At 71.8% G+C, this 25,118-nt stretch carries 22 protein-coding genes; 12 read left to right on the forward strand and 10 right to left on the reverse strand.

The features are described 5' to 3' along the window. Window positions 1-49: 49 nt before the first annotated feature. Window positions 50-2,089, reverse strand: a complete 2,040-nt coding sequence (locus ACIQM4_RS07180) for a thioredoxin domain-containing protein (RefSeq protein ID WP_401587182.1) — start codon at window positions 2,087-2,089, stop codon at window positions 50-52. A 158-nt stretch (window positions 2,090-2,247) separates the two neighbouring features. Between ACIQM4_RS07180 and ACIQM4_RS07185 the strand changes: the two genes are divergently transcribed. Further along, window positions 2,248-5,493: a tetratricopeptide repeat protein gene (locus ACIQM4_RS07185; RefSeq protein WP_401587185.1), complete on the forward strand. Its 3,246-nt coding sequence runs from the start codon at window positions 2,248-2,250 to the stop codon at window positions 5,491-5,493. 183 nt (window positions 5,494-5,676) lie between these two features. Here ACIQM4_RS07185 and ACIQM4_RS07190 read toward each other — a convergent pair whose 3' ends face one another. Both ACIQM4_RS07190 and mca read right to left on the reverse strand, forming a co-directional pair. Continuing rightward, window positions 5,677-5,940 (reverse strand): hypothetical protein, encoded by a 264-nt coding sequence (locus tag ACIQM4_RS07190; protein ID WP_401588181.1) that lies wholly within the window; start codon window positions 5,938-5,940, stop codon window positions 5,677-5,679. Window positions 5,941-5,958: 18 nt separating this feature from the next. Beyond that, on the reverse strand, window positions 5,959-6,840 hold the full coding sequence (mca, locus tag ACIQM4_RS07195) for a mycothiol conjugate amidase Mca (protein ID WP_401587188.1): 882 nt from the start codon (window positions 6,838-6,840) through the stop codon (window positions 5,959-5,961). A gap of 120 nt (window positions 6,841-6,960) precedes the next feature. Between mca and ACIQM4_RS07200 the strand changes: the two genes are divergently transcribed. Next, window positions 6,961-7,392, forward strand: a complete 432-nt coding sequence (locus tag ACIQM4_RS07200) for a DUF4307 domain-containing protein (RefSeq protein ID WP_401587191.1) — start codon at window positions 6,961-6,963, stop codon at window positions 7,390-7,392. Between the two features lie 201 nt (window positions 7,393-7,593). Beyond that, on the forward strand, window positions 7,594-8,091 hold the full coding sequence (gene greA, locus ACIQM4_RS07205; RefSeq protein ID WP_401587194.1) for a transcription elongation factor GreA: 498 nt from the start codon (window positions 7,594-7,596) through the stop codon (window positions 8,089-8,091). A 206-nt stretch (window positions 8,092-8,297) separates the two neighbouring features. Here greA and ACIQM4_RS07210 read toward each other — a convergent pair whose 3' ends face one another. The 3 genes from ACIQM4_RS07210 to ilvA form a co-directional block, all read right to left on the reverse strand. Then, entirely contained in the window at window positions 8,298-9,110 is an 813-nt protein-coding gene (locus tag ACIQM4_RS07210) for an ABC transporter permease (protein ID WP_401588184.1), read from the reverse strand. Window positions 9,111-9,166: 56 nt separating this feature from the next. Then, window positions 9,167-10,144, reverse strand: a complete 978-nt coding sequence (locus ACIQM4_RS07215) for an ATP-binding cassette domain-containing protein (protein WP_401587197.1) — start codon at window positions 10,142-10,144, stop codon at window positions 9,167-9,169. A gap of 295 nt (window positions 10,145-10,439) precedes the next feature. Continuing rightward, window positions 10,440-11,672 carry a threonine ammonia-lyase gene (ilvA, locus tag ACIQM4_RS07220; protein WP_401587199.1) on the reverse strand — a complete coding sequence of 411 codons (1,233 nt, stop codon included), beginning with the start codon at window positions 11,670-11,672 and terminating at the stop codon, window positions 10,440-10,442. Between the two features lie 222 nt (window positions 11,673-11,894). Here ilvA and ACIQM4_RS07225 point away from each other — a divergent pair, with 222 nt between their 5' ends. From ACIQM4_RS07225 to ACIQM4_RS07235, 3 genes are all read left to right on the forward strand, one after another. Beyond that, window positions 11,895-12,398 (forward strand): MarR family winged helix-turn-helix transcriptional regulator, encoded by a 504-nt coding sequence (locus ACIQM4_RS07225; protein WP_401587202.1) that lies wholly within the window; start codon window positions 11,895-11,897, stop codon window positions 12,396-12,398. 88 nt (window positions 12,399-12,486) lie between these two features. After that, on the forward strand, window positions 12,487-13,041 hold the full coding sequence (locus tag ACIQM4_RS07230; protein WP_401587205.1) for a sigma factor-like helix-turn-helix DNA-binding protein: 555 nt from the start codon (window positions 12,487-12,489) through the stop codon (window positions 13,039-13,041). Continuing rightward, a complete protein-coding gene (locus ACIQM4_RS07235; RefSeq protein ID WP_401587207.1) occupies window positions 13,038-13,292 on the forward strand; it encodes a hypothetical protein in 255 nt (84 codons plus the stop codon). The genes ACIQM4_RS07230 and ACIQM4_RS07235 overlap by 4 nt, the downstream gene beginning before the upstream one ends. 235 nt (window positions 13,293-13,527) lie before the next feature. Here ACIQM4_RS07235 and ACIQM4_RS07240 read toward each other — a convergent pair whose 3' ends face one another. Then, on the reverse strand, window positions 13,528-14,688 hold the full coding sequence (locus ACIQM4_RS07240) for a cystathionine gamma-synthase (protein WP_401587209.1): 1,161 nt from the start codon (window positions 14,686-14,688) through the stop codon (window positions 13,528-13,530). Window positions 14,689-14,886: 198 nt separating this feature from the next. Between ACIQM4_RS07240 and ACIQM4_RS07245 the strand changes: the two genes are divergently transcribed. The 3 genes from ACIQM4_RS07245 (at window position 14,887) to ACIQM4_RS07255 (ending at window position 18,031) form a co-directional block, all read left to right on the forward strand. Then, complete coding sequence (locus ACIQM4_RS07245) at window positions 14,887-15,990, forward strand: hypothetical protein (RefSeq protein ID WP_401587211.1); 1,104 nt, start codon at window positions 14,887-14,889, stop codon at window positions 15,988-15,990. 158 nt (window positions 15,991-16,148) lie between these two features. Beyond that, the gene (gene msrA, locus ACIQM4_RS07250; RefSeq protein ID WP_401587214.1) at window positions 16,149-16,847 is read left to right on the forward strand and encodes a peptide-methionine (S)-S-oxide reductase MsrA; all 699 of its coding nucleotides are present in this window, start codon (window positions 16,149-16,151) and stop codon (window positions 16,845-16,847) included. A 167-nt stretch (window positions 16,848-17,014) separates the two neighbouring features. Beyond that, a complete protein-coding gene (locus ACIQM4_RS07255; protein ID WP_401587216.1) occupies window positions 17,015-18,031 on the forward strand; it encodes a hypothetical protein in 1,017 nt (338 codons plus the stop codon). A gap of 107 nt (window positions 18,032-18,138) precedes the next feature. Here the strand turns inward: ACIQM4_RS07255 and ACIQM4_RS07260 are convergent, their stop codons facing one another. Next, window positions 18,139-19,707, reverse strand: coding sequence for an MFS transporter (locus ACIQM4_RS07260; protein WP_401587219.1), 1,569 nt, complete (start codon window positions 19,705-19,707; stop codon window positions 18,139-18,141). 156 nt (window positions 19,708-19,863) lie between these two features. On the opposite strand from ACIQM4_RS07260, the gene ACIQM4_RS07265 reads away from it, so the two are divergent. Beyond that, complete coding sequence (locus ACIQM4_RS07265; RefSeq protein WP_401587222.1) at window positions 19,864-20,787, forward strand: TetR/AcrR family transcriptional regulator C-terminal domain-containing protein; 924 nt, start codon at window positions 19,864-19,866, stop codon at window positions 20,785-20,787. A gap of 69 nt (window positions 20,788-20,856) precedes the next feature. On the opposite strand, the gene ACIQM4_RS07270 is transcribed toward ACIQM4_RS07265, so the two are convergent. Then, window positions 20,857-22,131: an Ig-like domain-containing protein gene (locus ACIQM4_RS07270; protein WP_401587224.1), complete on the reverse strand. Its 1,275-nt coding sequence runs from the start codon at window positions 22,129-22,131 to the stop codon at window positions 20,857-20,859. A 382-nt stretch (window positions 22,132-22,513) separates the two neighbouring features. Between ACIQM4_RS07270 and ACIQM4_RS07275 the strand changes: the two genes are divergently transcribed. Further along, window positions 22,514-22,894, forward strand: coding sequence for a cell wall protein (locus ACIQM4_RS07275; RefSeq protein ID WP_401587227.1), 381 nt, complete (start codon window positions 22,514-22,516; stop codon window positions 22,892-22,894). Between the two features lie 52 nt (window positions 22,895-22,946). On the opposite strand, the gene hutH is transcribed toward ACIQM4_RS07275, so the two are convergent. Then, window positions 22,947-24,521 (reverse strand): histidine ammonia-lyase, encoded by a 1,575-nt coding sequence (hutH, locus tag ACIQM4_RS07280; RefSeq protein ID WP_401588187.1) that lies wholly within the window; start codon window positions 24,519-24,521, stop codon window positions 22,947-22,949. A gap of 176 nt (window positions 24,522-24,697) precedes the next feature. Here hutH and ACIQM4_RS07285 point away from each other — a divergent pair, with 176 nt between their 5' ends. After that, entirely contained in the window at window positions 24,698-25,096 is a 399-nt protein-coding gene (locus tag ACIQM4_RS07285; RefSeq protein WP_401587229.1) for a RidA family protein, read from the forward strand. Window positions 25,097-25,118: the final 22 nt, after the last annotated feature.

Below are 25,118 nucleotides of genomic sequence, written 5' to 3' on the forward strand. Positions count from 1 at the left end.
CACGACGTCAGCCGCCAGGCGCCGGCTGTCCGCCGTCAGCAGTCGGCCGTCAGCCGTCCGCCCGGCCCCGTACCGCACCCACCTGCTCCGCCAGCACCTCCGCGTCCTGCGTAGGGGCCGCGCACACGAACCGGCGGCAGACGTACGCCCCCGACCCCGGCCGGTCCGCCAGCAGGGGGAACTCGTCACTGCCCGCCGTGCCGAACGCCACCACCAGCCCCGGCGCCGTCCCCAGCAGCGCCGTCCGCCGCAGCGCCCGCGCCTCCGGGGACGCCGGGTCCCCGACCACCGCCACCTCCCGCGGCCCGTCCAGCGCGGCCTCGGCCACCGCGAGTCCCCAGCCGATGAAGCGCGGCGCGCGCGAACCCAGCGCCTTGACCACGCCCAGCGCACCCTCGGCCGCCTCCCGGTGCGCCGGCGAACCGGTGTGCGCCGCGTACGACAGCAGCGCACCCGCCGCCGCCGTCCAGCCCGAGGGCGTCGCGTTGTCGGTGGGATCCTGCGGCCTGCGGATCAGCTTCTCCGCGTCGTGCGCCGTGTCGTACAGCGAGCCGCCCTCCCCCACGAACCGCATCAGCACGTGGTCGAGCAGGAACCCGGCGAAGTCGAGCCAGGCCCCCTCACCCGTCACGGACGCCAGCGCCAGGAAGCCCTCCGCGACGTTCGCGTAGTCCTCCAGCACACCCGCGTGGGCACCCGCCACTCCGTCCTTGGAGGTACGCAGGAGGCGCGCGGAGTCGTCCATGTGCACGCGGACCAGCAGATCCGCGGCCTCCGTCGCCCGCTCGACCAGATCGGGACGCTCGAAGTACGCACCCACCTCCGCCAGGGCGGCGATCGCGAGGCCGTTCCAGGAGGCGACCACCTTGTCGTCCCGGCCCGGCGCCGGGCGCTCGGCACGCGCCGCGAGCAGCCTGGCCCGGATCCCGTCGATCTGCCCGGCGTCGGCCACCACGCCCTCGCCTTGCGGGAGTTGGAGCACCGAGGCACCCTCCTCGAAGGTGCCTTCCGCACTCACCCCGAAGTACGCAGCCGCGAGCAGACCGTCGGATTCGCCCAGCACCTCGCGCAGCTGCTCGGGCGTCCAGACGTAGTACGCGCCCTCGACGTGCCGTCCGGACCCGTCGTCGCTGTCCGCGTCCAGGGCCGACGCGAAGCCGCCCTCGCCGGTGCGCAGTTCCGACACGAGGAAGTCGGCGGTCTCCAGCGCGACCCGGCGCGCCAGGTCCGACCCGGTGGCCCGCCACAGGTGTGCGTACACCCGGCACAGCAGCGCGTTGTCGTAGAGCATCTTCTCGAAGTGCGGCACCACCCACTCGCGGTCCACCGAGTACCGCGCGAAGCCGCCGCCCAGTTGGTCGTAGATACCGCCGCGCGCCATCGCCTCGCAGGAGTCGGACGCCATCTGCAGCGCGCCCTCGGACCCGGTACGCGCCGCGTGCCGCAGCAGGAACTCCAGCACCATCGACGGCGGGAACTTCGGCGCCCCGCCGAACCCGCCGTGCCGTGCGTCGTACTCCCGGGTCAGCCCGAGCAGCGCCGTCGCGAGGTCCTCCTCACCCGGCATCCCGGACGCCCCGAACGCCAGCGAGCGCTCGCCCAGGTCCCGCACGATCTTCCCCGCGACCTCGTCAACCTCCGCCCGCCGGTCCGTCCACGCGGCCCGCACCCCGTCCAGCACCTGTGAGAACGACGGCATCCCGTGCCTGGGCTGCGGCGGGAAGTACGTACCGAAGTAGAAGGGCTCGGCATCGGGCGTCAGGAACACGGTCATCGGCCAGCCCCCCTGCCCGGTCGCCGCCTGCACGGCCTCCATGTAGACGGCGTCGACGTCGGGCCGCTCCTCACGGTCCACCTTGACGGCCACGAAGTGCTCGTTCACGAGGGCGGCCGTCGCACCGTCCTCGAAGGATTCGCCTGCCATCACATGGCACCAGTGGCAACTGCTGTATCCCACACTCAAAAGCACCGGCACCCCCCGCCGCCGCGCCTCCTCGAAGGCCTCGGCCGACCAGGGCCACCAGTCGACCGGGTTGTCGGCGTGCTGAAGGAGATAGGGGGACGTCTCTTGGGCCAGGCGATTCGGCATACCTGCCATCCTGCACGACGTCGGCGGCATTGGCCCTCAACCCCTGGCTCCCTCGCGTCCTGCCCCGTCAAGCAGGACACTTGTCGCGTCCGGGCGTCTTCGGCGGGGCCGTGGCGTCCCTGCCGCGTCCGGGACTTGCTGCGGAGGGGGACGCACAGATGAGGGAGAGCCACCGGGCGGATGCCGAGCGGGTGTTGGCGCGGGCCGTCGAGGAAGAGGTGCGGCGGTCCGGGGGGCGGGCCGACGGGCGGTTGCTGCTGGCGCGGGCGGGGGCGGTGCTGGACGAGCTGGTGGCGCCCGCCGCCGAGGAGTACGCCGCTTACGTGTCCGCGCTCGACAGGGCGGGTGCCGGGCACCAGCCCCTGGCGGAACGGTTCAGCAGGACCAGTGTCGGCACCCCCGTGCTCGTGACGGCCGTCGCCGCGCTCGCCGCGTTCGTCGCCGACCTGGCGCTGGGCACGGCCTCGGGGACCGCGTTCGCCGCCGGGGCTGTCGTGGCCGTCGCCGGGGCCACCGCGACCGTCGCCAAGGTGACCGCGGGGCACTGGCCCGCCGCGCACCGGCGGGCCGGGGCGCTGGGGCAGCCCGGCGGCCCGGAGCAGTTGAAGCTCCAGTGGCTGAGCGCGCTGGAGGTACGGGGCGTGCGGCCGTATCTGGACCGGCAGCGGATGGTGGCGGCCGCGACCAGGTCGCACGCGCCCAAGGCGGCGCAGAAGCCGGTGTCCGCGCCGGTGCCGTTGCGGGGCGGGAACCGCAGTGCGGGTGCGCGGCGCAGGACGGTACTGGAGCATTCGTTCGCACAACTGCGCCAGGCGGAGGGGCCGTTCGCGGGTCGTCGGGCCGAGATGGCACAGATCGCACGGTGGGTGCACGCGGCGCGGGCGAGTACGCAGACCCGGCCGACGGTTGTCGTGCTGCACGGCGAACCGGGCTCGGGGCGTTCCACGCTCGCACTGCGGGCGACGCACGGGCTCAAGGACCAGTTCCGGGGCGCGTGCGTGGTCGACCTGCGTGGCGGCGCGCCGGGCAAGACGGAGGTGGCCATCTCGACGCGCGATGCACTGCTGCATCTGCTGAACCGGCTCGGCGCCCCGCGTGAGCAGCTCCTCTTCCGCGAGCAGCACTCCGAACGCGCCACCCAGGAACAGCAGTTGAAGCGGCTCACCGAGCTGTACCACCAGCACCTGACCGGTCTTCCGGTGACCGTCGTCCTGGAGGACGCCACGGATCCCGCGCAGGTGCGCACCCTCGTTCCGGAGCGCTCGGACAGCCTGGTGCTGGTCACCTCGCGCACCCCGCTCGAACTGCCCGCCGACACCCCCGCGTGGGTGCACCAGCTGCCGGTGGAACCGCTCGACGGGGCGGGCGCCGACGAGCTGCTGCGGGCCGTCGCCGGCGCCGATGACGCCCTGTACGACGGAGAATCGGCGGATCTCGCAAGGGAGTTGTGCGGTGGGCTGCCGCTCGCCCTGCGTGTGGCGGGGTCCTCGCTCGGTCCGCGCACCCTGCGCACCCTGGCCGCGGACCTCGGGGCGTACGGGCCGCTGCACCCGGTCGAGCGGGCGCTCTCGCTGCGCTACGCGGACCAGTCGGAGCAGGGCCGGCGACTGTTGCGCAGGCTCTCCCTCGCGGGGCGGGCCAGTCTCGGTGGCGCGGCGGCGGCGGCCCTGCTCGCCACCGACGAGCAGGAGGCCCGGCGGCGGTTGTCCGAGCTCGCGCAGGCGGGGCTGATCGACCACGTCGGCGGCAGCCGTTACCGGCTGCACGACCTGGTGCGTTCCTTCTCGTACGCCCGGCTCCTCGACGAGGAGGCGCCGGCCGAGCGGACGGCCGCGCAGGAGCGTCTCATCCAGAACTACGGCGAGCTCGCCGACTCGGTGATCCGCCTCGTCGACGGCAAGAACTCCACCCGTGCGGACCGGTTCGGCCCGCACGGCTTCACCTCGCTGGACGCGGCGCTGCGCTGGCTGGACGACGAGTCGTCGTTCATCACGGCGGCCCTGCGCCACGCGGAGGGCGTGGATCCGCAGCTGGTCCTCAATCTCCTGGGGGCTCTGTGCGACTACTGCCTGCTGCGTGGCGACCTGTACCGCCTCGGTGAGATCAGTGAGCTGACGCAGGCCGTGGACCAGGGTCTTCTCGTACGTTCTGTGCAGTGGCGCACCGGGATCGCGGCCCGTCAGCTCGGTGAGCTCGACAAGGCGCGTACGACGCTGTCCTCGGTCGTCGATCTCTACTTCGAGGCGCAGCACGAGGCGGGCGCCGCCCGTGCGCTCGGTTCTCTCGGCATCACCCTGCACCACCAGGGCAACCTCACCGAGGCGGCGGCGAAGCTGCGCAAGGCGCTGGACCTCCAGTCCGCCGCGGCCCTGGCGGGCGACCGGGCGTGGAACCTGCACGCCCTGGCGGCGGTGGAGCGCGACCGGGCGAACCTCCGCGAGGCCGTCGCCCTGCTCGACTCGGCGCTGGCCCTGCACCGTGACAGCGAGTCACTGCACGGGCAGGCGTGGGCGCACTTCCAGCTCGGCCAGGTCTTTCTGCGCATGGATCAAGTGGACTGTGCGGAGCGGGAGTTGAATGCGGCTCTCGATCTGTACGGCCGTACCCGCGACGACCGCGGCGAGGCCTGGGCGCTCACCCAGCTGGCCCGTGCCCGGCTGGTCGCGGGCGACCCGGCCCCGGCCGTCGACGGCCTGCGGCAGGCCCTCTCCCGGCATCTCGACAACGAGGACGCGCGCGGTGAGGCGTGGACCCTCTACTACCTGGGGCAGGCCCTGGAGGAGCGCGGCGACCACGACCAGGCGGTCCGCGAGCTGGAACGCGCCCGCACGATGTTCTCGCGGATGCGTGACGTGTACGGGCTGGCCTGCGCCCGCCATCACTCCGGCCGGGTCACCCGGGACCAGCGGGCCGTGCAGACCGGCAACCTCCGCAATTCCGGCTTCGCCCGGCAGCTGCTGATGGACGCCCGGCAGGACTTCCGCCGCATCGGCGTGGCCCACGGTGAGGCGTGGACGCTCCTGGAGCTGGTGGTCGTCGACGCGGGGAATTCGCGTCCGGAGCAGGCGCTGTCCCTGTGCGACGAGGCGGTCGCGCTCTTCTCCTCGTACGAGGACAGGCGCGGCGGCGACTGGGCCCGGTTCCTGCGCTGCACCCTGCTGCCCCTCGCGCACCCGGGCGGCACCGGCACGGGCACGTCCCTCGCGGAGGAGGAGCTGGCCCTGCTCCTCTCGGAAACCCACCAGACCCGCGACGACCGGCTGACGGACTGCGCGCAGGCGTACCGGGTGGTACTCGCGAGGGGCGTGGACCTGACCGCCGGCTGGCAGGCCTGGCGCCTGGGAATGGTCCCCAACCGGCACTCACGGGAGGTGATGGGGGTGCCGGTGGGGGCAGCGAGGTAACCCGTCCGCTGCCCGCCGGCCAGGGGGTCGCCGACCCGCGGGTACCGGCGGGAGGGAGCCAGGCCGCGCGCCGAGCCGGCGGGGACCATTGCCACGCACCGGGCCGGCCGGGTACCAGGGCCACGTACCGGGCCGACCGGAGGCCGGGGCCACGCACCGGCCCGGCCGGGGGGGCCGGGGCTGTTATGCCTTCTTGGCGGGGCCCTCGCCGGTCGGTTCGGTGGTGGCGGGGGTCTTGGGCCTGCCGACTGCCGACGCCTGGGCCGGGACCTCCACGTCCGGGTCCGGCTCCTCCTCGAAGGAGACCTTGCCCATGTGCCGGTTCATCGACTTCATCAGCGCCCACACGCCGATCGCCAGCGCCGCGAACACGATGAAGCCCAGGATTCCCGGGGTCACCTTGTTCTTGTCGAAGCTGTCGGCGGCGAGCGGCACGAGCTGAGTCATTGCCTGGGAAACGTTCACCTACGCATTGTCGCGGATGCCCGCGAAGAGGTCGCTCTCGGGGAGGGACGTGGGGACGAGCGCCTTGGCCAGTTCGTACTCCTCGGTGGGCCAGATCTCCCGCTGGACGTCCAGCGGGATCCGGAACCAGCCGCCGTCCGGGTCGATCTGCGTGGCGTGCGCGAGCAGTGCCTTGTCGCGGATCTCGAAGAAGTCCCCGCAGGGCACGAAGGTGGTCAGCGTGCGCTCGACGCGGTTGAACTCCTCCCACCGCTTCAGCCAGTCCCCGTACGGCGACTCCATGCCGCGGGCCAGCAGCGCCTCGTGCAGCGCGACCGTGCGCGGCTTGTTGAAGCCCTGGTTGTAGTAGAGCTTCATGGGCTGCCAGACCGGGCCGAACTCCTCCTCGGGGAAGGCCGCCGGGTCACCCGCTCCGTCGAAGGCCACCATGGAGATCTGGTGGGTCATGATGTGGTCGGGGTGCGGGTAGCCGCCGTTCTCGTCGTACGTGGTGACGACCTGCGGCCGGAAGGCGCGGATCGACCTCACCAGGCGGCCGGCCGCCTCGGTGACGTCCTCCAGCGCGAAGCAGCCATCGGGCAGCGGCGGCAGCGGGTCGCCCTCGGGCAGCCCGGAGTCGACGAAGCCGAGCCACTCCTGCTTGACGCCCAGGATCTCGCGGGCCTCGTCCATCTCGCGGGCGCGGACCTCGTGGATGTGCTCCTCGATGTACTTGTCGCCCTGGAGCTTCGGGTTGAGGATGGAGCCCCGTTCCCCGCCCGTGCAGGTCACGACATGGACGTCCACCCCCTCGGACACGTACTTCGCCATGGTGGCCGCACCCTTGCTCGACTCGTCGTCGGGGTGGGCGTGCACGGCCATCAAGCGCAGCTGTTCAGTCAAGATTCTGGTCCTCGGTGATCCGGGCGCCCTCGGTGTCTGTGGCGCAACAAGCGACTTCTATGATGACCGAATCGGGGGTGGGAAATATTCCTGACCCCTGCAATGCCGGAGGAACACAGCATGAACGCGGTACGCGACGGAGCTCCCGGCGCCCCCGGCCTCCCGGAGGGGCGGTACGGCGGGTCCGCGGACGCGCGCGCCGACCGCAAGCTGAAGATCATCGGTTCGGTGCTCGGGGTGCTGCTGCTCCTGGTGATCGGCTGGATCGGGTACGGGTACATCTCGAAGCAGGTGATCAGCGCCGAGATGATCAAGTTCGACCTGAACTCCACGCAGAACGAGGTGCGGGTGCACCTGGAGATCCGCAAGGACGCCGACGCCACCGGGACGTGCACGGTGCGTGCCATCGCCGAGAGCGGGGCCGAGGTGGGTCGCAAGGACGTCGCGATCACGCAGCGGGGCACGAGCCGGATCGACGAGATCTATCCGATCCGTACGACGGCGAAGGCGACCAGCGCGGAGCTGCTGAGCTGCACCGCTGACGGACAGTGACCGCCGGCACCTCCCACGCGCCGCCCCACGCCCCTTGCGTACTCCTAACTACACCCTCTGACCTGCACTGATACAGGTCTGACGGTTTTGGTTCTCCCCCTGGGGGCATCGAATTGTTAGGCTCGTGGTTTCGCCCGCCCGTGGAGGCACATCCTTCTGGGTAGGGCGATGCTTTGTTATCCGTAACTTCGAGGAGCACCTGTGACCCAGACCAGCGACGACGTCACCTGGCTGACCCAGGAGTCGTACAACAAGCTCGTGGAAGAGCTGGAGTACCTGTCGGGTCCGGCGCGCGGTGAGATCACTGCGAAGATCGCGGCGGCCCGTGAGGAGGGTGACCTCCGGGAGAACGGCGGGTACCACGCGGCCAAGGAGGAGCAGGGCAAGCAGGAGCTCCGCATCCGCCAGCTGAAGCAGCTCCTGGAGCGGGCGAAGGTCGGCGAGGCCTCGGCCGCGAGCGGCGAGGCGGCGCCCGGCATGGTCGTGAAGATCGCCTTCGACGGTGACGAGAGCGACACGATGACGTTCCTGCTCGCCTCCCGCGAGTACCCGAGCGCCGACATCGAGACGTACTCGCCGCAGTCCCCGCTGGGCAGCGGCGTGATCGGCAAGAAGGTCGGCGAGGACGCCGAGTACGAACTGCCGAACGGCAAGAAGGCCATGGTCAAGATCCTGGAGGCGACTCCCTACCAGGGCTGAGCCGTCGCCCCTGGACGATCGGACGTGCCCCTTCGCGAGAGCCCCCGGCAGCCATTGTGCGCCGGGGGCTCTCGCGTGCGCCGGTGAGGTGGGGGGGCGGGGGCTCTCGCGTGCGCCGGTGAGATGGGGGGCGTCAGGGCTCTCGCGTGCGCCGGTGAGGTGAGGCGCCGGGCCGTCGCCGAGCGGTACCTCCCGGACGGTGGGCGTCAGGCCGTCGCCGAGCGGTACTTGCGGACGGCGAGGGTGCGGAAGACCACGATGATCAGGACGGACCAGATCAGGGACGCCCACACCGGATGCTCCATCGGCCAGGCCCCGGTGATCGAGGTCGGCATTCCCTCGATCGTGTTGCCGAAGAGTTGCCGGGCCGCCTGCACCGTCGCGCTGAACGGATTCCACTCCGCGACGTGCTGCAGGAACGCCGGCATCCCCGTGACCGGCACGAACGCGTTCGAGATGAAGGTCAGCGGAAAGAGCCAGATCAGACCGCCCGAGGTGGCCGCCTCGGGGGTACGGACCGACAGCCCGATCAGCGCCCCGATCCAGGAGAACGCGTACCCCAGCAGGAGCAGCAGGGCGAAGCCGGCCAGCACCTTGAGAATGTTCTCGTGGGTGCGCCAGCCGATCAGCAGCGCGACACCCGCCAGCACCACCAGGGTGAGCGCCGTCTGGACGAGGTCGGCGAGGGTACGGCCGGTGAGGACCGCGCCGCGGGCCATCGGCAGGGACCGGAAGCGGTCGATCAGGCCCTTGTGCATGTCGTCGGCGATGCCGGCCCCCGCACCGGCGGTGGCGAAGGTGACCGTCTGGGCGAAGATGCCGGCCATCAGGAATTCCTTGTAGGCCTGCGCGCTGCCGGCCGGTGCTCCCGGGATGTTGATGGAGCCGCCGAACACGTATGTGAACAGCACCACGAACATGATCGGCTGGATCAGCCCGAAGATGATCATCTCGGGGATCCGCAGCATCCGGATGAGGTTGCGTTTGGCGATCGTCAGCGAGTCGGTGACCGACTGCATGACGCCGCCCTTGGCGACGGGGGCCAGGGTCCTGGTCGTCGTCACGGTGTCGGTGCTCACTTCGCGCCCACCTCCTCCTGGCCCGCTTCCGGTTCCTCGGCCGCGTGTCCCGTCAGCGAGATGAACACGTCGTCCAGGGTGGGGCGGCGCAGTCCGATGTCGTCGATCTCCACGCCGCGCGCGTCGAGTTCGCGGATGACCTCGGCGAGGAGCTTGGCCCCGCCGGTGACCGGGACGGTCAGTTTCCGGGTGTGCTGCTCGACCTTGGTGTCGCCCTTGCCGAAGCCGCGCAGTACCTCATCGGCGGTGGCAATCTGCTCGCGTTCGTGGACGACGACCTCGATGCGCTCGCCTCCGGTGCGGGCCTTCAGCTGGTCCGAGGTGCCGCGCGCGATGACCTTGCCGTGATCGATGACGCAGATGTCGTGGGCGAGGTGGTCGGCCTCCTCCAGGTACTGGGTGGTGAGCAGGAGGGTGGTGCCTCCGGCAACCAACTCCTGGATCACTTCCCAGAGTTGCTGCCTGTTGCGCGGGTCGAGCCCGGTGGTGGGTTCGTCCATGAACATCACCGGCGGGGAGACCACGAGGGCCGCCGCGAGGTCGAGGCGGCGGCGCATTCCACCGGAGTACGTCTTGGCCGTGCGGTCCGCGGCCTCGGCGAGGTTGAAGCGCTCCAGGAGTTCCACCGCGCGGGCCTTCGAGGCCTTGGCGGACATCTGGTAGAGGCGGCCGACCATCTGGAGGTTCTCGCGACCGGTGAGGTATTCGTCGACGGCGGCGAACTGGCCGGACAGACCGATCGAGCGCCGTACTTCGTTGGGGTGCTTCAGCACGTCGATCCCGGCGACGACCGCTTTGCCGCTGTCGGGCTGGAGCAGGGTGGTGAGGACGCGGACGGCGGTGGTCTTCCCCGCGCCGTTCGGCCCGAGCAGTCCGAGGACGGTGCCCTCGGGGACGTCGAGGTCGACGCCTCCCAGAGCCTTCACGTCACCGAAGGACTTGACCAGCCCCTCGGCATAGATGGCGCCTGGCATACGGGGTCCCCCATGTGTGTGGGTGGTTCCTAGGCGAAATTTTAGATTTGCCGGACCTGTCCCGCTCCTCGGGCAGCACCGACGGCCGCCTTCCGTCCTCCGTCACCGGCAAGGACCGAGCGCGAGACACACCATAACGCGATACATCGCGTCCAGAGAAGGTATTTGCCATAGAGGCTCGCGCACACGCGGAGAAGGTATTTGCCGAAGCGGCTCGCGAACACGCGGAGCCGGCGGGGCGCCGGGCGGGCGAACGACTGCGAACAGCCGTCCGGCGAGGGAGGGGTCCCGACGGTCAGGACACCACCAGGTAACCCGCGTCCCGCAACGCCTCCCGTACCTCGGTGCAGTGCTTCGGGCCCTTCGTCTCCAGCTGCAACTCCACCTCCACCTCGGTGAGTCCGAGCCTCGGGCCGGTCCGTGCGTGGCTCACGTCGACGACGTTGGCGTCCGCCACCGACAGCACCCCGAGGAGCGTCGCCAGCGCCCCGGGGCGGTCCGTCAGCCGCAATCGCAGCGACAGATAACGTCCGGCCGCGGCCATTCCGTGCCGCAGAGTGCGCTGCATCAGCAACGGGTCCACATTGCCGCCCGACAGCACCGCGACGACCGGCCCGCCGCCGAACGACTCCGGGGCGCTCAGCAGCGCCGCCACCGGGCTCGCCCCCGCGGGCTCCACCACCAGCTTGGCCCGCTCCAGGCACAGCAGCAGCGCGCTCGACAGCTCGTCCTCGCTCACCGTCCGTACCTCGTCCACCAGTTCCGCCACGATGGCGAACGGCACGTCCCCCGGGCGCCCCACCTTGATGCCGTCCGCCATCGTCTGGAGCGAGACCAGCGAGGTGGGCCGCCCGGCGGCCAGCGAGGGCGGGTAGCAGGCCGCTCCCTCCGCCTGCACACCGACGATCCGCACGTCGGGCCGCACCGCCTTCACCGCGACCGCGATGCCCGCGGCGAGCCCGCCGCCGCCGATGCCGACGACGATCGTGCCCACCTCCGGGCACTGCTCCAGGATCTCCAGGCCGACCGTGCCCTGCCCCGCGATGACGTCCTGGTGGTCGAAGGGGTGGATGAACACCGCCCCGGTGTCATGCGCGTACTCCTGCGCGGCGGCGAGCGTCTCGTCGACGACCTGACCGTGCAGCCTCACCTCCGCGCCGTACTCGCGGGTGGCCGCGACCTTCGGCAGCGGTGCGCCGACCGGCATGAACACCGTGGACCGCACACCCAGGAGCGAGGAGGCCAGGGCCACGCCCTGCGCGTGGTTGCCCGCGCTGGCGGCCACCACCCCGGCCGCGCGCTCCACCGGCGAGAGCCCGGCGATCCGGATGTACGCGCCGCGCAACTTGAACGAGCCGGTGCGCTGGAGGTTCTCGCACTTGAGGTGGACGGGCGCACCCACCAGGTGGGTCAGATGGCGGCTGCCCTCCATGGGCGTGCAGCGGGCCACCCCGGAGAGCATCTTCTGCGCACCGCGCACGTCGTCGAGGATCAGGCTGCGGGCGTCTTCGGGCGTGCGGAAGCTCATGCTCGCAAGTCTCGCAGCTCAGCGCGGGTGGCCGGGGCGGTGCACCTTCCGACCCCGGCGGGCGGGAGGTGCGGTCCACGGGCCCGGCCCCCGCCCGGTATGCCTCCCAGGCGTGCGCACTCCTTACGTTGTCCACAGGTTTGCGCAGCGCCGGTACGTGTGTGCCGGGGTCCGCGTACCCTTGGCCCACCAACCGACCACCGCACGAAGAGAGCCCGAGCCATGCCCCCTACCCAGGACATGACGACCGACCCCGCCGCCGGTCTCCTCGATGCCCTTCAGCACCAGGTGGCCGTCTTCGCAAGGCGAGCGGAGCAGACCCGCCTCGGCGGCGTCGGCCAGGTCCGCAATTCCATGGACCGCGCGGCCTATCTGCTGCTCAACCGGCTGGACCAGGAAGGCCCGATGGGCGTCAAGGCCCTCGCGGCCGGCATGGGCATCGACTCCTCGACGGTGACCCGCCAGGTCGCACCGCTCGTCGACTCCGGCCTGGTCAAGCGCACCTCGCACCCCGAGGACGGTCGCGCGGTCGTGCTCCAGCTCTCCCCGCGCGGCCACGCCCGCCTCGACGAGGTGCGGTCCTCGCGGCGCGAGTTGATGGCGCAGGTGACGGACGGCTGGAGCGAGGACGAGCGCGAGGCGTTCACGACCCTGCTGACCCGCTTCAACGGCGCCCTCTCGGCCCGCCAGGTGGCGGTCACGGGCGACGTGCCGCCCGCCGGCTGAGTCCGCCGGACGGCTCCGCCCCGCCGAACCCTTGACCTGACCCCCGCGCTGTCCTCATATGAGGACAGGGCGCGGGACAGGAGGCACGGTGCGCGAGCGGGAGGCATCCCAACAGCGGCGGCGCGGCGGGGAGTTCGAGGTCTTCGTGGCCGGTGCGGCAGGCCGGCTGCTGCACACCGCCACCCTGCTCAGCGCCGAGCCGCCGGACGCCAACCCGCGCGCCCAGCGGCTCCTCACCGCCGCACTCGCCGGCACGTACGCGCGCTGGGAGTCGCTGCGCGGCGAGGATCCGTACGACCGCACCCGGCAGGAACTCGCCGCGCGGTTCGCACGTACCGCCTGGCACCACCGGTACCACGTCCCTCGTGCGCTCCGGCTGCCCCGCAGGTGGCAGCGGCGTCCACCGCCCCGCGCCGGTGGCGGCGTGCTGGCACCACTGACCCCGCAGGAGCGGCTGATCGTGGTGCTGCGGCTGTACGAGGGCGTACCCGAGGAGCAGACCGCCGCCCAGGTCGGGCTGCCGGTGCAGCGGGTGCGGGCCCTCTGCGCGCGCGCCGTCGCCGAGGTGTACGCGCAGGTGTACGAGGGCGTACGGGAGCCGCGGCCACGCGCCACGCGTGGGCGGGCGGTGGCCGCGCCGTGAGCCCGCGCCGGCAGAAGGAGGACGAGGTCCGGCAGATCCTGGAGCGGGCCCCGCACCCGCCCGTACCGGCGGATCTGCTGGTACGGGCCACCGAACGCGGGGCACGCGGCCTGCGCCGCCGCCAGGCGCTGCGACGGCTGCTGTGGGCGGTCGCGGTGGCGGCCACGATCGCGTTCCTGGTGTGGGCGTCGGTCGCCCAGCCGTGGCTGCTCCCACCGGCGGACAGCACCCCGCCGGTGGACGGCTTCTGACGCCTGCGCCGGCAGCGGCCCTGACCGGTCGGCCGCGGTCCCGCCGTAGGACGCATTCAGACGCCCGTACAGGACAGCGACCCGGCCAGGCGCAGGTCCGCCTGACCCGGCCAGGCGCAGGTCCGCCCACCGGTGCGGGCGTAAGAGTTCGCCCATCGCCGGGCGGATTCTTACGCCCGCACCGGCAGCGGCCGGACCGGCCGGGGCGCGGCCCCGCCCACCGGCGGACGGGTTCCTAGCCCAGTGCCTGCTTGAGGTCGGCGAGCAGGTCGTCGCCCGACTCGATGCCGACGGACAGCCGGACCAGGTCGGCGGGCACCTCCAGCGCGGAGCCGGCCACCGAGGCGTGCGTCATCCGGCCCGGGTGCTCGACCAGCGACTCGACGCCGCCCAGGGACTCCCCCAGCGTGAAGAGCCGGGTCCGGTTGCAGACCTCGACCGCGGCCTCCTCGCCGCCCTTCACCCGGAAGGACACCATCCCGCCGAACGCCTTCATCTGCTTGGCCGCGACCTCGTGGCCCGCGTGCTCGGGCAGCCCCGGGTAGAGCACCTGGGACACCTTGGGGTGTGCGGTCAGCATGTCGGCGATCCGCGTCGCGTTCTCGCTGTGCCGGTCCATCCGGACGGCGAGGGTCTTGACGCCGCGCAGCACGAGCCACGCGTCGAAGGGCCCGGCGACGGCGCCCATGGCGTTCTGGTGGAACGCCAACTCCTCGGCGATCCCCGCGTCGTTGGTGACGAGCGCACCGCCCACCACGTCCGAGTGCCCGCCCATGTACTTGGTCGTCGAGTGCACGACGACGTCCGCCCCGAGCGCGATCGGCTGCTGGAGGTAGGGGCTGGCGAAGGTGTTGTCGACGACGAGCCTGGCCCCCGCCGAGCGGGCGATCTCCGCGACGGCGGCGATGTCCGTGATGCCGAGCAGCGGGTTGGACGGCGTCTCCACCCACACCACCTTGGTACGGGGCGTGAGCGCGGCCCGTACCGCGGCCGGGTCGGAGGTGTCGGCGACCGACCACTCCACGCCCCACCGCGAGACGACCTTCGCGAACAGCCGGAAGGTGCCGCCGTACGCGTCGTTGGGGATCACCACGTGGTCGCCCGGCGACAGCAGCGTCCGCAGCAGGCAGTCCTCGGCCGCGAGCCCGGACGCGAAGGCGAGACCGCGCCGGCCGCCCTCCAGGGCCGCCAGGTTCTCCTCCAGGGCGGTGCGGGTCGGGTTGGCGCTGCGGCTGTACTCGTAGCCGCCGCGCAGCCCGCCCACCCCGTCCTGCTTGTACGTCGACACCTGGTAGATCGGCGGCACGACGGCGCCGGTCAGGGGGTCGGGGGTGTTGCCCGCGTGGATGGCGAGGGTCTCGAAGGCGCGGGCGTCACGGCTCTGCTCATCAGTCATGGGGCCGAGGGTAGTTCTCCGAGCGGTGTGCCGAGTCCGGTCTCCGGGACAACGGCCGGTCCTGCCGGTCGGACCGCCGGGCCTGCCGGCGGCTCGAAGACGGCGGGTGGACCGCGCGCCCGGCCGGCCCGGAACGGCGGCAGGCCCGGCCCGCGCCGGGCCGCTCCGGGACATCCGCCGGTCCGGGACAATGGGCGTATGGAGATTCTCTGGTTCCTGATCGCGGCGCTCATGCTGGGCGCCGCCCTCGGTCCGTTTCTGCTGCGCAGGCGCGGCGGCATCCGGCTGGCGGCGCCCGGTTCGCCCGACGCCGCCGACCCGGAGGACTACGGCTTCGTACGGCAGGAAGTCCTGGACGTACGGCTGCCCGGCCCCGACCAGGACCTCCTGGACGTGCTCGACGTCGTCCAGCGCACCCAGGACTGGCGGGCCGCGTCCCAGCTCCTCGCCGGTACGGCAAAGGAGGGCGAGGTCCGCTGGCAGCGCGTGCAGTCGTTCGCGGGCGCGGCCTCGCTGGAACTGGCCCGGCGCCCCGGCGAGGGCGGCCGCTGGCTGCGCGACTGGCGGTCAGAGGCGCCCAAGGACGCGGGTGGCGCGGAAGTTCACGCAGAGTTCTTGGTGCAGCAGGCCTGGCGCTCGTCGGCGGCGGGCAAGGACGACTTCCGGATCATCCTGGAGGAGGCGAAGGAGCTCTGCGGGCAGGCCGCGCTCCTCGCTCCCGGCGACCCCGTCCCGTACATCGTCGAACTCTCCATCGCGCGCGGTCTTGGCTATCCCCGGGCCGAATTCGACCAGCTCTGGGCGAAAGTGATCGACCGCGCACCGACGCACATGGGGGCGCACCTGGTCGCCCTGCACTACCTCTCGGAGAAGTGGCACGGCTCGCGCGCCGAGGCGGACACCTTCGCGACCCACGCCGCCTCCCGCGCCCCCCGGGGCTCCCTGCTGGCCGCCCTGCCGCTCTTCGCGGTCCACGACCATCTGCCCGACGTGATCCTGGTCAACGACTTCTACCGGAGCGCCGTGGTCTCCCGGGCGGTCGAGGGCGCGCTCTTCGCGGTGCACGCCGCCCGCCCCGACGACCCGATGCTCGCGCACGTACGCCATCTCCTGATCCTCTTCCTGGTCCGTTCGGAGCGCTGGGCCGAGGCGGTCAAGCAGATCGCGGCGGTGGACGGCTACGTGGGCGCCCTCCCCTGGACCCTCGACCCGGACCCGGCCGCCGACTACACGCTGCACCGCAACCTCGCGGTGGCCGGGTACGAGGCGAACGGCGGAAACCCGGCGACGCTGCGCGGCTGACCCGTGGCGGGGGCGCGGGCTCGCGACCGGGGGCGGGAGGGCTCGCGACCCGGGGCGGGGGTGGTGGGCAATCCCCGACGCGGCAATCCCCGCCGCGGGAATCCCCGCCGCCCCCGCTCTGTTGTACGGACGACTTACCAGTTGTCCCTGGAGGAACCATGCTCTTCGGCCGTACGCCGCAGCTCCCGACCCCCGAGCAGGCCCTGAAGGGCCGCGTGACCCCGGAATTCGAGGTCCCGTCCCGGCACACGGTCCTCGGCAACCCCCTCTCCGGCCCCTACCCCTCGCACCTGGAGGTCGCGGACTTCGGTCTCGGCTGCTTCTGGGGCGCCGAGCGGAAGTTCTGGCAGACCGAGGGCGTCTGGACGACGCTGGCCGGCTACCAGGGCGGTACGACCCCCAACCCCGCCTACGAGGAGGTCTGTTCCGGCCTCACGGGTCATACGGAGGTCGTCCGGGTCGTCTTCGACCCCACGGTCGTCTCCTACCCCACCCTGCTCAAGCTGTTCTGGGAGTCCCACAACCCCACCCAGGGCTTCCGCCAGGGCAATGACGTGGGTACCCAGTACCGCTCGGCGATCTACGCGCACTCCCCGGAGCGCCTGGCCGAGGCGGAGGCGTCGCGCGACGCGTACCAGGAGGTGCTGACGCGCTCCAACTTCGGGAAGATCACGACGGAGATCCTGCCCGCCGTCGACAACCCGTTCTGGCCCGCGGAGCCGTACCACCAGCAGTACCTCGACAAGAACCCGGACGGCTACTGCGGCATCGGCGGCACGGGCGTCACCCTGAGCGCCCCCTCCGAGACCAACTGGGGCCGGTCCTGCCCGACGGGCATCGCCCCCGCGGAGAGCTGACGGCCGACGCGAACGCACCAGACCCCGGCACCGGTGTGCCGGGGTCTTCGCATGGCGCCGGCGGGTCCGGCCCGCCCCCGCCGATGTGGGCCCATGTAAAGGGGGCGTGAAGGCCGACATAGCATGTGACCAGCTATTTCAGCTTTTTCAGCAAGTGGGGGAAGCACGTGAAGTTCACACGCGTATCGACGCTCGTCGTATCGGCGGCCATCGCGCCGGCCGTTCTGCTCGCCTCTCCGGCGTTCGCCGCCGAGGTCAGGGCGCCCGCCGTCTCCGTACCGGGAGCCGGGGCGAAGGCGCCCGCGCAGCAGGAGGAGGACGACCGGGCCGAGATTCTGCGGCTGATGGCGGCTAAGGACGCCGGGTGGGGGATCAAGGAGGCCGGCAGCAAGGCCATCGACGACGGCCCGGCCGCCATGCGCGAGTTCCTTGAGGTGGGCCAGTACGAGGCCCGCGCCACCGACAACCGGGTGCTCGTCGGCAGGATCGTCAGCGAAGGCGGCCCGGGTGTGCGGGAGGCCGGCAAGAAGGCTCTCAAGGGCACGCCCGAGGACGTCCAGGCCTTCCTCGACAAGGGCCAGTACGAGGCCCGTGACATGGACAACCGGGTACTCGTCAGCAAGATCGTCAACGACGGCGGCCCGCATGTGCGGGAGGCCGGCAAGAAGGCTCTGGAGGGCACACCCGAGGAGGTCCGGGCCTTCCTCGACAAGGGCCAGTACGACGCCCGCAAGAGGGACGAGGCCGACGCCGCGGGCGACAAGGACAACGGCAAGGGCGAGGGCGGCAACGGGAGCGGGGGCGGGGGGAACGGCGCCGACTCCGGCGGCCAGGACAAGCCTGGGCCCGGCCCCTCCAAGGACACCGACAAGGACACCGAAGCCGACCAGGGCGCCGGGAGCGGTGACGGCACGGACGGCGCGAAGGACCAGTCAGGGTCCGCGACCGCTACCTCCACCGGGCCGGGCAAGGACTCGGCCGGCCCCGGTACCGCCACCGCCGACCGGGGCGGCAAGCCGGTGACCGACGGGAACGCGCCCGCCCCCGCCGCCGACGGTGCCCCCCTCGCCTCGACCGGAGCCGGTTCCGCTCTGCCGTGGGCGGCCGGCGGCACCGCCGTCGCGCTCGCCGCAGGCACGGCGCTGCTCGTGGCCACACGCCGGCGGCGGTCCGCGGAGCGCTGACGGGGCTGCCCCACCTGGCCCAGGGGGCAGGGGCCTTCGGCGGACGGTCCAAGGCACGGTGCGGCCGTTCCCGCAGCCCTCGCCCAAGCCCGTCCGCTCCCTGCCCCTCATCCCCGCGCCGACGCCGGCTTCCCGCCGGTGGACGGTGCGGGGGGCCTGCGGTCGTGCAGCAGGGTGGCGACCAGTAGCGCTGCGGCCAGCATGACCACGGCTGCTCCTCCGGCCGCCCAGTTCAGCCCGTCCGTGAAGGCGTCGCGAGCCGTGGCGAGAAGTGGGTGTGCCTGTGCGGACGGGAGTTGCTGCGCGGTGGCGAGTGCGCCGCCCAGCGTCTCCCGCGCCTGGGAAGGTTCCACGCCGGTCATGCCCCGGAGGTAGACGGCCGCTCCGATGCTGCCCAGGACCGCCATGCCGAGCGCGCCGCCGAACTCCGTGCCCGACTCGGCAACCGCCGCCGCCGAGCCGGCCTGCTCCGGCGGGGCCGCGCCGAGGGCCATCTCGTTGGCGAGGGTCATCACGACGACGATGCCTCCCGCGTACAGTGCGCAGCCGGTCAGGACGTACCAGAGCGGTGAGTCCACCCGTACCTGGGTCAGCCAGAGGAAACCGCCCGCCGCGAGGGCGAACCCGCCGGTCATGACGTACGCGCGGTCGGCACGGGAGGCCAGTGCGGCCCCCGCAGGGGCGAGGACGAGGACGGCCGCGGAGGGCACGAGGCTCCAGAGGGCCGACTCCAGTGGGTGCATGCCGCGCACGGACTGGAGGTACTGCGTGAAGAAGACCGCGAAACCGACGGTGGCGAACATCGCGACGACGTTCGCCATGACCGCGCCGCCGAACATCCGGCGGCGGATCAGCGTGAGATCGATCATCGGGTCGGCGAGCGTGCGCTGGCGGCGGACGAAGAGCGCGCCGAACAGCAGGCCTGCGACGACTGCCAGGACTGCGGTCAACTCGGGCCCCTCTTTGGCGAGTTGCTTGACCCCTTGAACGACGGGGAGGACGGCGGCGAGCGAGAGCACCGCGCTCAGCACGTCGAAGCGTCCGGCCGTCGGCGCCTTGAACTCCGGGAGGAAGAAGGGGGCCAGGACCAGCAGAAGGAGCATCGCGGGGAGGTTGATCAGGAAGACCGAGCCCCACCAGAAATGCTCCAGGAGCACCCCGCTGAGGACCGGGCCGAGGGAGATTCCGGCCGTCATGACCGCCGTCCACAGCGTGACGGCCTTGGCGCGCTGGCCCGCGTCGCGGAAGAGGTTGCGGATCAGGGCGAGCGTGGAGGGCATCAGGGTCGCGCCACCGATGCCGAGCAACGCCCGTGCGGCGACGAGCATTTCGGGCGTCGTGGCGTACGCGGCGACCACCGACGCCGCACCGAACGCCGCCGCACCGCTCAGGAGCAGCTTGCGCCGCCCGACGCGGTCGCCGAGTGCGCCCATGGTGATGAGGAGCCCGGCGAGCACGAAGCCGTACACGTCCAGGATCCAGAGCTGCTCGGTGGCGGTCGGGGCCAGGTCGCGGCCGATGAAGGGAATCGCGAAGTAGAGGACGGAGACGTCCATGGAGACGAGGAGGAGGGGCAGCATCAGGACGCCGAGGGCGGTCCATTCGCGGCGGCCCGCGAGGGGGGCCGGGGCCGACGAGGGTGCGGTGGTGGTCACTGCGGGCTCCAGGGGGGGCATAGGGTGTCTGTACGTCGTACGCGAGGACGCTGCGTACGAGGTAAACACCGCCCCTTGGGCCCGGCAATCAGCGATCTAGTGCACCTTGCAGTAGGGCGCCTTGCCCGCAGGCGCATCAGCGAGTGCACTAGCGAGGTGCACTAGTACGCTGTCGCCGTGACCCGTGAGACGCCCTCCGCCCGCATCGCCGACGCCCTACGCCGCCGGATCGCCTCCGGCGACCTGTCCCCGGGCGACCGCGTGCCCTCGACCCGGCAGATCACTCGGGAGTGGGGCGTCGCCATGGCCACCGCGAGCAAGGCCCTCACCGCCCTCGCCCAGGAGGGGCTGGTCCGCGCGGTGCCCGGCGTCGGCACGGTCGTCGCCGCCCCGTCCGCGCCGGGCCGTCCCGACGTGCGCGTTCCGGGCGGCCTCACCCGGGAGCGCGTCGTGCGCACCGCCGTGGTCCTCGCCGACGCGGAGGGCCTCGCCGCTCTCACCATGCGCCGGGTCGCCACCGAGCTCGGCACCTCGACGATGGCCCTGTACCGGCACGTTCCCGGCAAGGCCGACCTCGTCCACCTCATGTCGGAGGTCGCCTTCGCGGAGCAGCCGCTCGACGCACCCGGGCTGCACGGCTGGCGGCCCCGACTCGCGCACGCGGCACGGTGGTTGTGGCGGATGTACGGCCGGCACCCGTGGATGGCGCAGGCCATGGCCGCGCTCACCCGCCCGCAGGCGGCCCCGCACGCGATGCGCTACACCGAGTGGGTGTTGCACTCGCTGAGCGGCCAGGGACTCACCGCACACGAGGCGATGCACGCCCACCTCACCCTCTTCGCGCACGTCCAGGGCCTGGCCGGAACCCTGGAACTGGAGAAGCGGGCCCGGCAGGACACCGGGATGAGCTCGACGGAGTGGATGGCCATGCAGGAGGCACGCACGGAGGAGGTGCAGGCGTCGGGCAGCTTTCCGCTACTGGGTACGTACTTCGTGCGGGACGACTTCGAACTGGACCTGGACAGCCTGTTCGTGTTCGGGGTGGATCGCGTCCTGGACGGGCTGGAGGTGCTCATCTCCCGTAAGAGGCAATCGACTTGAGGGCACGAAGGAGGGCGGGCGCCACCCCTGCCGGGTGGCGCCCGCCCTTGTCCGTACCGTCCGGGGCCGTCAGGCCTCCGAGCCCGCCGTCCACTGCGACCAGTCCAGGTTCCAGCCGTTGAGGCCGTTGTCCGGCTTGATGGTCTTGTCCGGGGAGTTCTTCACGACGACGACGTCGCCGACCATCGAGTTGTTGAAGAACCACGCGCCGGGCGTGTTCGGGTCGTTGGCGCCCTTGGCGTCCGACAGGCCCACGCAGCCGTGGCTGGTGTTGGCGCTGCCGAAGATGCCCTTGCCCCAGTAGTTGCCGTGGATGAAGGTGCCCGACGTGGACAGCCGCATGGCGTGCGGGACGTCCTTGATGTCGTACTCGCCCTTGCCGTCGTCGTCCGTGAAGCCGACGGTCGAGCCGTCCATGCGGGTCTCCTTGAACTTCTCGGAGATCACCATCTTGCCGTTGTACGTGGGGTTGTCGGGCGAACCGGCGGAGATCGGGATCGTCTTGATCACCTTGCCGTCCTGGGTGACGGTCATCTGCTTCGTCTTGGCGTCGACCGTGGAGACCTGGTTGCGGCCCACGGTGAACTTGACCGTCTTGTCCTGGACGCCCGTCACGCCGTCCGCACCCTCGACGCCGTCCAGCGCCAGCTTCATGGTGACGGTGGAGTTGCCCTTCCAGTACTCCTGGGGGCGGAAGTCGAGGCGCTGCGAGTCGAACCAGTGCCCGACCACCTCCTGGCCGCTGCTGGAGGTGACGGTGATGCCGTCCTGGACGGCCTTCTTGTTGGTGATCGCCTTGTCGAAGCGGAGCGAGACCGGCATTCCGACGCCGACCGTGGAGCCGTCCTCGGGCGTGAAGTTGCCGATGAAGCTGTTCTTCGGGGAGACGGTGGTGAAGGAGCGGTTCTCGTGGGCGCTGCGCTTCTCCGCGTCCTGGGCGGTGGCGCTGATCTTGTAGACGGTGGCGCGCTCCAGGCGGCCGTCGGGCTGCCAGCTCCTGCCGTCGGCGGAGATGGTGCCCTTGACCTCCTCGCCGGCCGCGTCGGTGAGCTTGACCTCGGTCAGCTTGCCGTCGGCGACGGTGACCTTGGCGTCGTTGTTGATCCCGACGTTGGTGGCACCGGCCTTGGGAGTGATCTCTATTCGGGCCTTGGAGGTGTCCTTGGCGGCTGCCGCGTCGGACTGCTCCTGCGACTTCTTCGAACCGTCGGCAGCACCGGTGCCGCCGCCGTCGCTCTTGGCGTCGTCACTGCAGCCCGAGAGGACCAGTACGCCGCCGAGCAGCACGGAAGCGGCTGTCAGGCCTTTGCGCCGCTTGCTGTTCGTGATCACACGCTTCTCCATCGTTGCCGCTTCCCACGCGTTCTTCCCGGCCCCGCCGGGGCTTGCCCGGGTCGCACCGGGCAGCACATCCCCGTCAATGCAGTAACAACCCTCGAACCGGCGCCTCCGTTCCAACTTCGCGGAAAGTGTGGGCAACGCCACTCGCGGACGGGGTCACTCGACACCTGTTCGCTTCTGACGCTACGCCGCCCCTTTTGCCCCTGCTCGGGCGGGGTCATGCATGGGAACGTGAGGTTCCGCGAGGGAGGGAAGTCCGTTTCCGCACCGTTTCAGGGGGCGGAACGCAGAGTTCCACCCCCACATCCCTTTCCCTGGGCCCGCTGCTTTCATTAACATCGGCGCGCACGACCAATTCGCGAGTGCCTCAAGGGGGATCGATACCGTGGCAGCACTCCGACCGCTGCTGACCGCCACCGCCGCAGGCGGCCTGCTGGCCGCACTGTGGTTCGTACCGTCTGCCAACGCGACAGTGGAGGCTCCGGAGCGGACGGGCCGGACGACCGGCGGGGCCCAGGCCCAGCAGGTTTCCGGGACCGCCGACACCACCGGGCCCGACACCACCGGGCTCGCCCGTACGACCCAGGTCTCCGACCCCGCCGAGGCCGCGGCCGGGTCACCGGACGCGAGCCTCGCGCTCGCCGACACCGGCAGCGTCGACACCACCCCGTACGTCATCGGCGGCACGGCGTTCCTGGGGATCGGTGCGGGCTTCGTGACGTACTCGGTACGGCGCAAGGGCGCGGACGGCCCGGCGCCGGCCTGAACCGGCCGGCCGCCCCGCCGCGCCCCACTGATCGCGCCGGGGCGGGCTGCCGCTAGGCCAGCTTCCCGGTGACCGGCTCGACGGCCGCGACGAGTGCGCCGCTGCGCACGAACGCGTCCGCGGCGGCCAGGTCGGGGGCCAGGAACCGGTCGGGGCCGGGCCCCTGCACGCCCGCGGCCCGTACCGCGGTGATGGCCGCCTGCGAGGCGGGCGCCGGGGTCAGCCCGTGCCGCAGCTCGATGCCGCGGGTGGCCGCGTACAGCTCCACCGCCACGATCCGCGTCAGGTTGTCGATGGTGGTACGCAGCTTGCGCGCCGCCGACCAGCCCATGGAGACGTGGTCCTCCTGCATCGCGGAGGACGGGATGGAGTCGACGGAGGCCGGGTTCGCGAGCCGCTTCATCTCGCTGACCAGGGCGGCCTGCGTGTACTGGGCGATCATCAGGCCCGAGTCCACGCCTGCGTCGTCCGCGAGGAAGGCGGGCAGCCCGTGGCTGCGGTTCTTGTCGAGCAGCCGGTCGGTGCGCCGCTCGGCGATCGAACCGAGGTCGGCGGCGGCGATGGCGAGGAAGTCCAGGACGTAGGCGACCGGTGCGCCGTGGAAGTTCCCGTTGGACTCCACCCGGCCGTCCGGCAGTACCACCGGGTTGTCGACGGCGGCGGCCAGCTCGCGCTCCGCGACGGTGATCGCGTACGAGATGGTGTCCCGGCCCGCCCCCGCGACCTGCGGCGCGCACCGCACCGAGTACGCGTCCTGGACGCGCGGCGCGTCCCCCGCGATCCCCGAGTGCCTGCCGGTCAGCCCTGAACCCTCCAGCACCCGCAGCATGTTGTCGGCCGAGGCGCCCTGCCCGGGGTGCGGACGGATCACGTGCAGCTCGGGCGCGAGCACCTTCTCGGTGCCCAGCAGCGCCTCCAGGGTGAGCGCGGCGGTGATGTCGGCCGAGGTGTACAACCGCTGGAGGTCGGCGATCGCCATGATCAGCATGCCGAGCATCCCGTCGGTGCCGTTGAGCAGGGCGAGGCCCTCCTTCTCCTTCAGCTCGACGGGGGCGATGCCGTGCGCGGCGAGCAGCTCGCCCGCCGGACGGACGACTCCGTCCGGGCCCTCCGCGTCCCCCTCCCCCATCAGCGTCAGCGCGCAGTGCGAGAGCGGCGCGAGGTCACCCGAGCACCCCAGCGAGCCGTACTCGTGGACCACCGGGGTGATGCCGGCGTTCAGCACGTCCGCCATGGTCTGCGCGACCTGCGGACGTACGCCGGTGTGCCCGGACGCGACGGTCTTCAGCCGCAGGAACATCAGCGCCCGCACGACCTCACGCTCGACCCGCGGCCCCATGCCCGCCGCGTGCGAGCGCACGATGTTGCGCTGGAGCTGCGCCCGCTGCTCGTGGCTGATGTGCCGGCTCGCCAGGGCGCCGAACCCGGTCGACACCCCGTACACCGGCTCGGGCTTGGCGGCCAGCGCGTCCACGATCTCGCGGGACGCGGCGAGCGCCGCGACGGCGTCGGCCGACAGCTCGATCCGGGCGTTGCCCCGGGCCACCGCGATGACGTCTTCGACGGTGGTCCCGGAGGTGCTGAGCACGACGGTGGCGGGGTTGGCGGGCGTTACCAGGGTGTGCATATCCATATTCAGGAGCCTACGTTTTGAATGTCTGCCTGTCACTAGTGAAGCGGCGGCGGGCCCCTTACCGAATCCGCGCGACCCCCGTTCGATCCCCGTTGATCTTCGGGCGGTCCCCGCGCGCGGCAGCGGGTAGGTTCGCCTCGCCGGATCCCGATCACCGAAGGGAAGAGCCAGTGCAGCACTTCGTACGCCCGGAGGGGGCCCCGCCCGTCAAGGGCTACAGCCTCGCCGTCTCGTTCACCGGCGAGATGGTCGCCGTCTCCGGGCAGGTGCCGTTGGACCGCGAGGGCCGGCTGGTGGGCGAGGCGGACGCCGAGGCCCAGGTACGGCAGGTCTACGCGAACCTGGCGGCGGCGCTGAAAGCCGCGGGCTCGGGCCTCGAACACGTCGTCAAGCTGACCGTGTACCTGACCGACCTGGACGATCTGCCGGCCTTCCGCAGGGTCAGGGACGAACACCAGGATGCGGTGCGCCCGCCGGCGTGCTCGCTGGTGCGGGTGGCCGGCCTGGTCGACCCGGCGTTCCGGGTCGAGATCGACGCGCTCGCGGTGGTCCCGGTCTCCGGGGACTGAACCGGGCCCGCCCCCTCGCCCC

The sequence above is a fragment of the Streptomyces sp. NPDC091272 genome, assembly GCF_044757485.1.
GTDB lineage: Bacteria > Actinomycetota > Actinomycetes > Streptomycetales > Streptomycetaceae > Streptomyces.

Excerpts from the sequence above, each read along its gene's own strand:
- ACIQM4_RS07270 (WP_401587224.1), bottom strand. The coding sequence starts at position 22,131 with ATGGAGAAGCGTGTGATCACGAACAGCAAGCGGCGCAAAGGCCTGACA.
- hutH (WP_401588187.1), bottom strand. The coding sequence starts at position 24,521 with ATGCACACCCTGGTAACGCCCGCCAACCCCGCCACCGTCGTGCTCAGC.
- ACIQM4_RS07200 (WP_401587191.1), top strand. The coding sequence starts at position 6,961 with ATGAACGCGGTACGCGACGGAGCTCCCGGCGCCCCCGGCCTCCCGGAG.
- ilvA (WP_401587199.1), bottom strand. The coding sequence starts at position 11,672 with ATGAGCTTCCGCACGCCCGAAGACGCCCGCAGCCTGATCCTCGACGAC.
- ACIQM4_RS07245 (WP_401587211.1), top strand. The coding sequence starts at position 14,887 with ATGGAGATTCTCTGGTTCCTGATCGCGGCGCTCATGCTGGGCGCCGCC.
- ACIQM4_RS07225 (WP_401587202.1), top strand. The coding sequence starts at position 11,895 with ATGCCCCCTACCCAGGACATGACGACCGACCCCGCCGCCGGTCTCCTC.
- ACIQM4_RS07240 (WP_401587209.1), bottom strand. The coding sequence starts at position 14,688 with ATGACTGATGAGCAGAGCCGTGACGCCCGCGCCTTCGAGACCCTCGCC.
- ACIQM4_RS07185 (WP_401587185.1), top strand. The coding sequence starts at position 2,248 with ATGAGGGAGAGCCACCGGGCGGATGCCGAGCGGGTGTTGGCGCGGGCC.
- ACIQM4_RS07260 (WP_401587219.1), bottom strand. The coding sequence starts at position 19,707 with ATGCCCCCCCTGGAGCCCGCAGTGACCACCACCGCACCCTCGTCGGCC.
- ACIQM4_RS07215 (WP_401587197.1), bottom strand. The coding sequence starts at position 10,144 with ATGCCAGGCGCCATCTATGCCGAGGGGCTGGTCAAGTCCTTCGGTGAC.
- ACIQM4_RS07210 (WP_401588184.1), bottom strand. The coding sequence starts at position 9,110 with ATGCAGTCGGTCACCGACTCGCTGACGATCGCCAAACGCAACCTCATC.
- ACIQM4_RS07190 (WP_401588181.1), bottom strand. The coding sequence starts at position 5,940 with ATGACTCAGCTCGTGCCGCTCGCCGCCGACAGCTTCGACAAGAACAAG.
- msrA (WP_401587214.1), top strand. The coding sequence starts at position 16,149 with ATGCTCTTCGGCCGTACGCCGCAGCTCCCGACCCCCGAGCAGGCCCTG.
- ACIQM4_RS07180 (WP_401587182.1), bottom strand. The coding sequence starts at position 2,089 with ATGCCGAATCGCCTGGCCCAAGAGACGTCCCCCTATCTCCTTCAGCAC.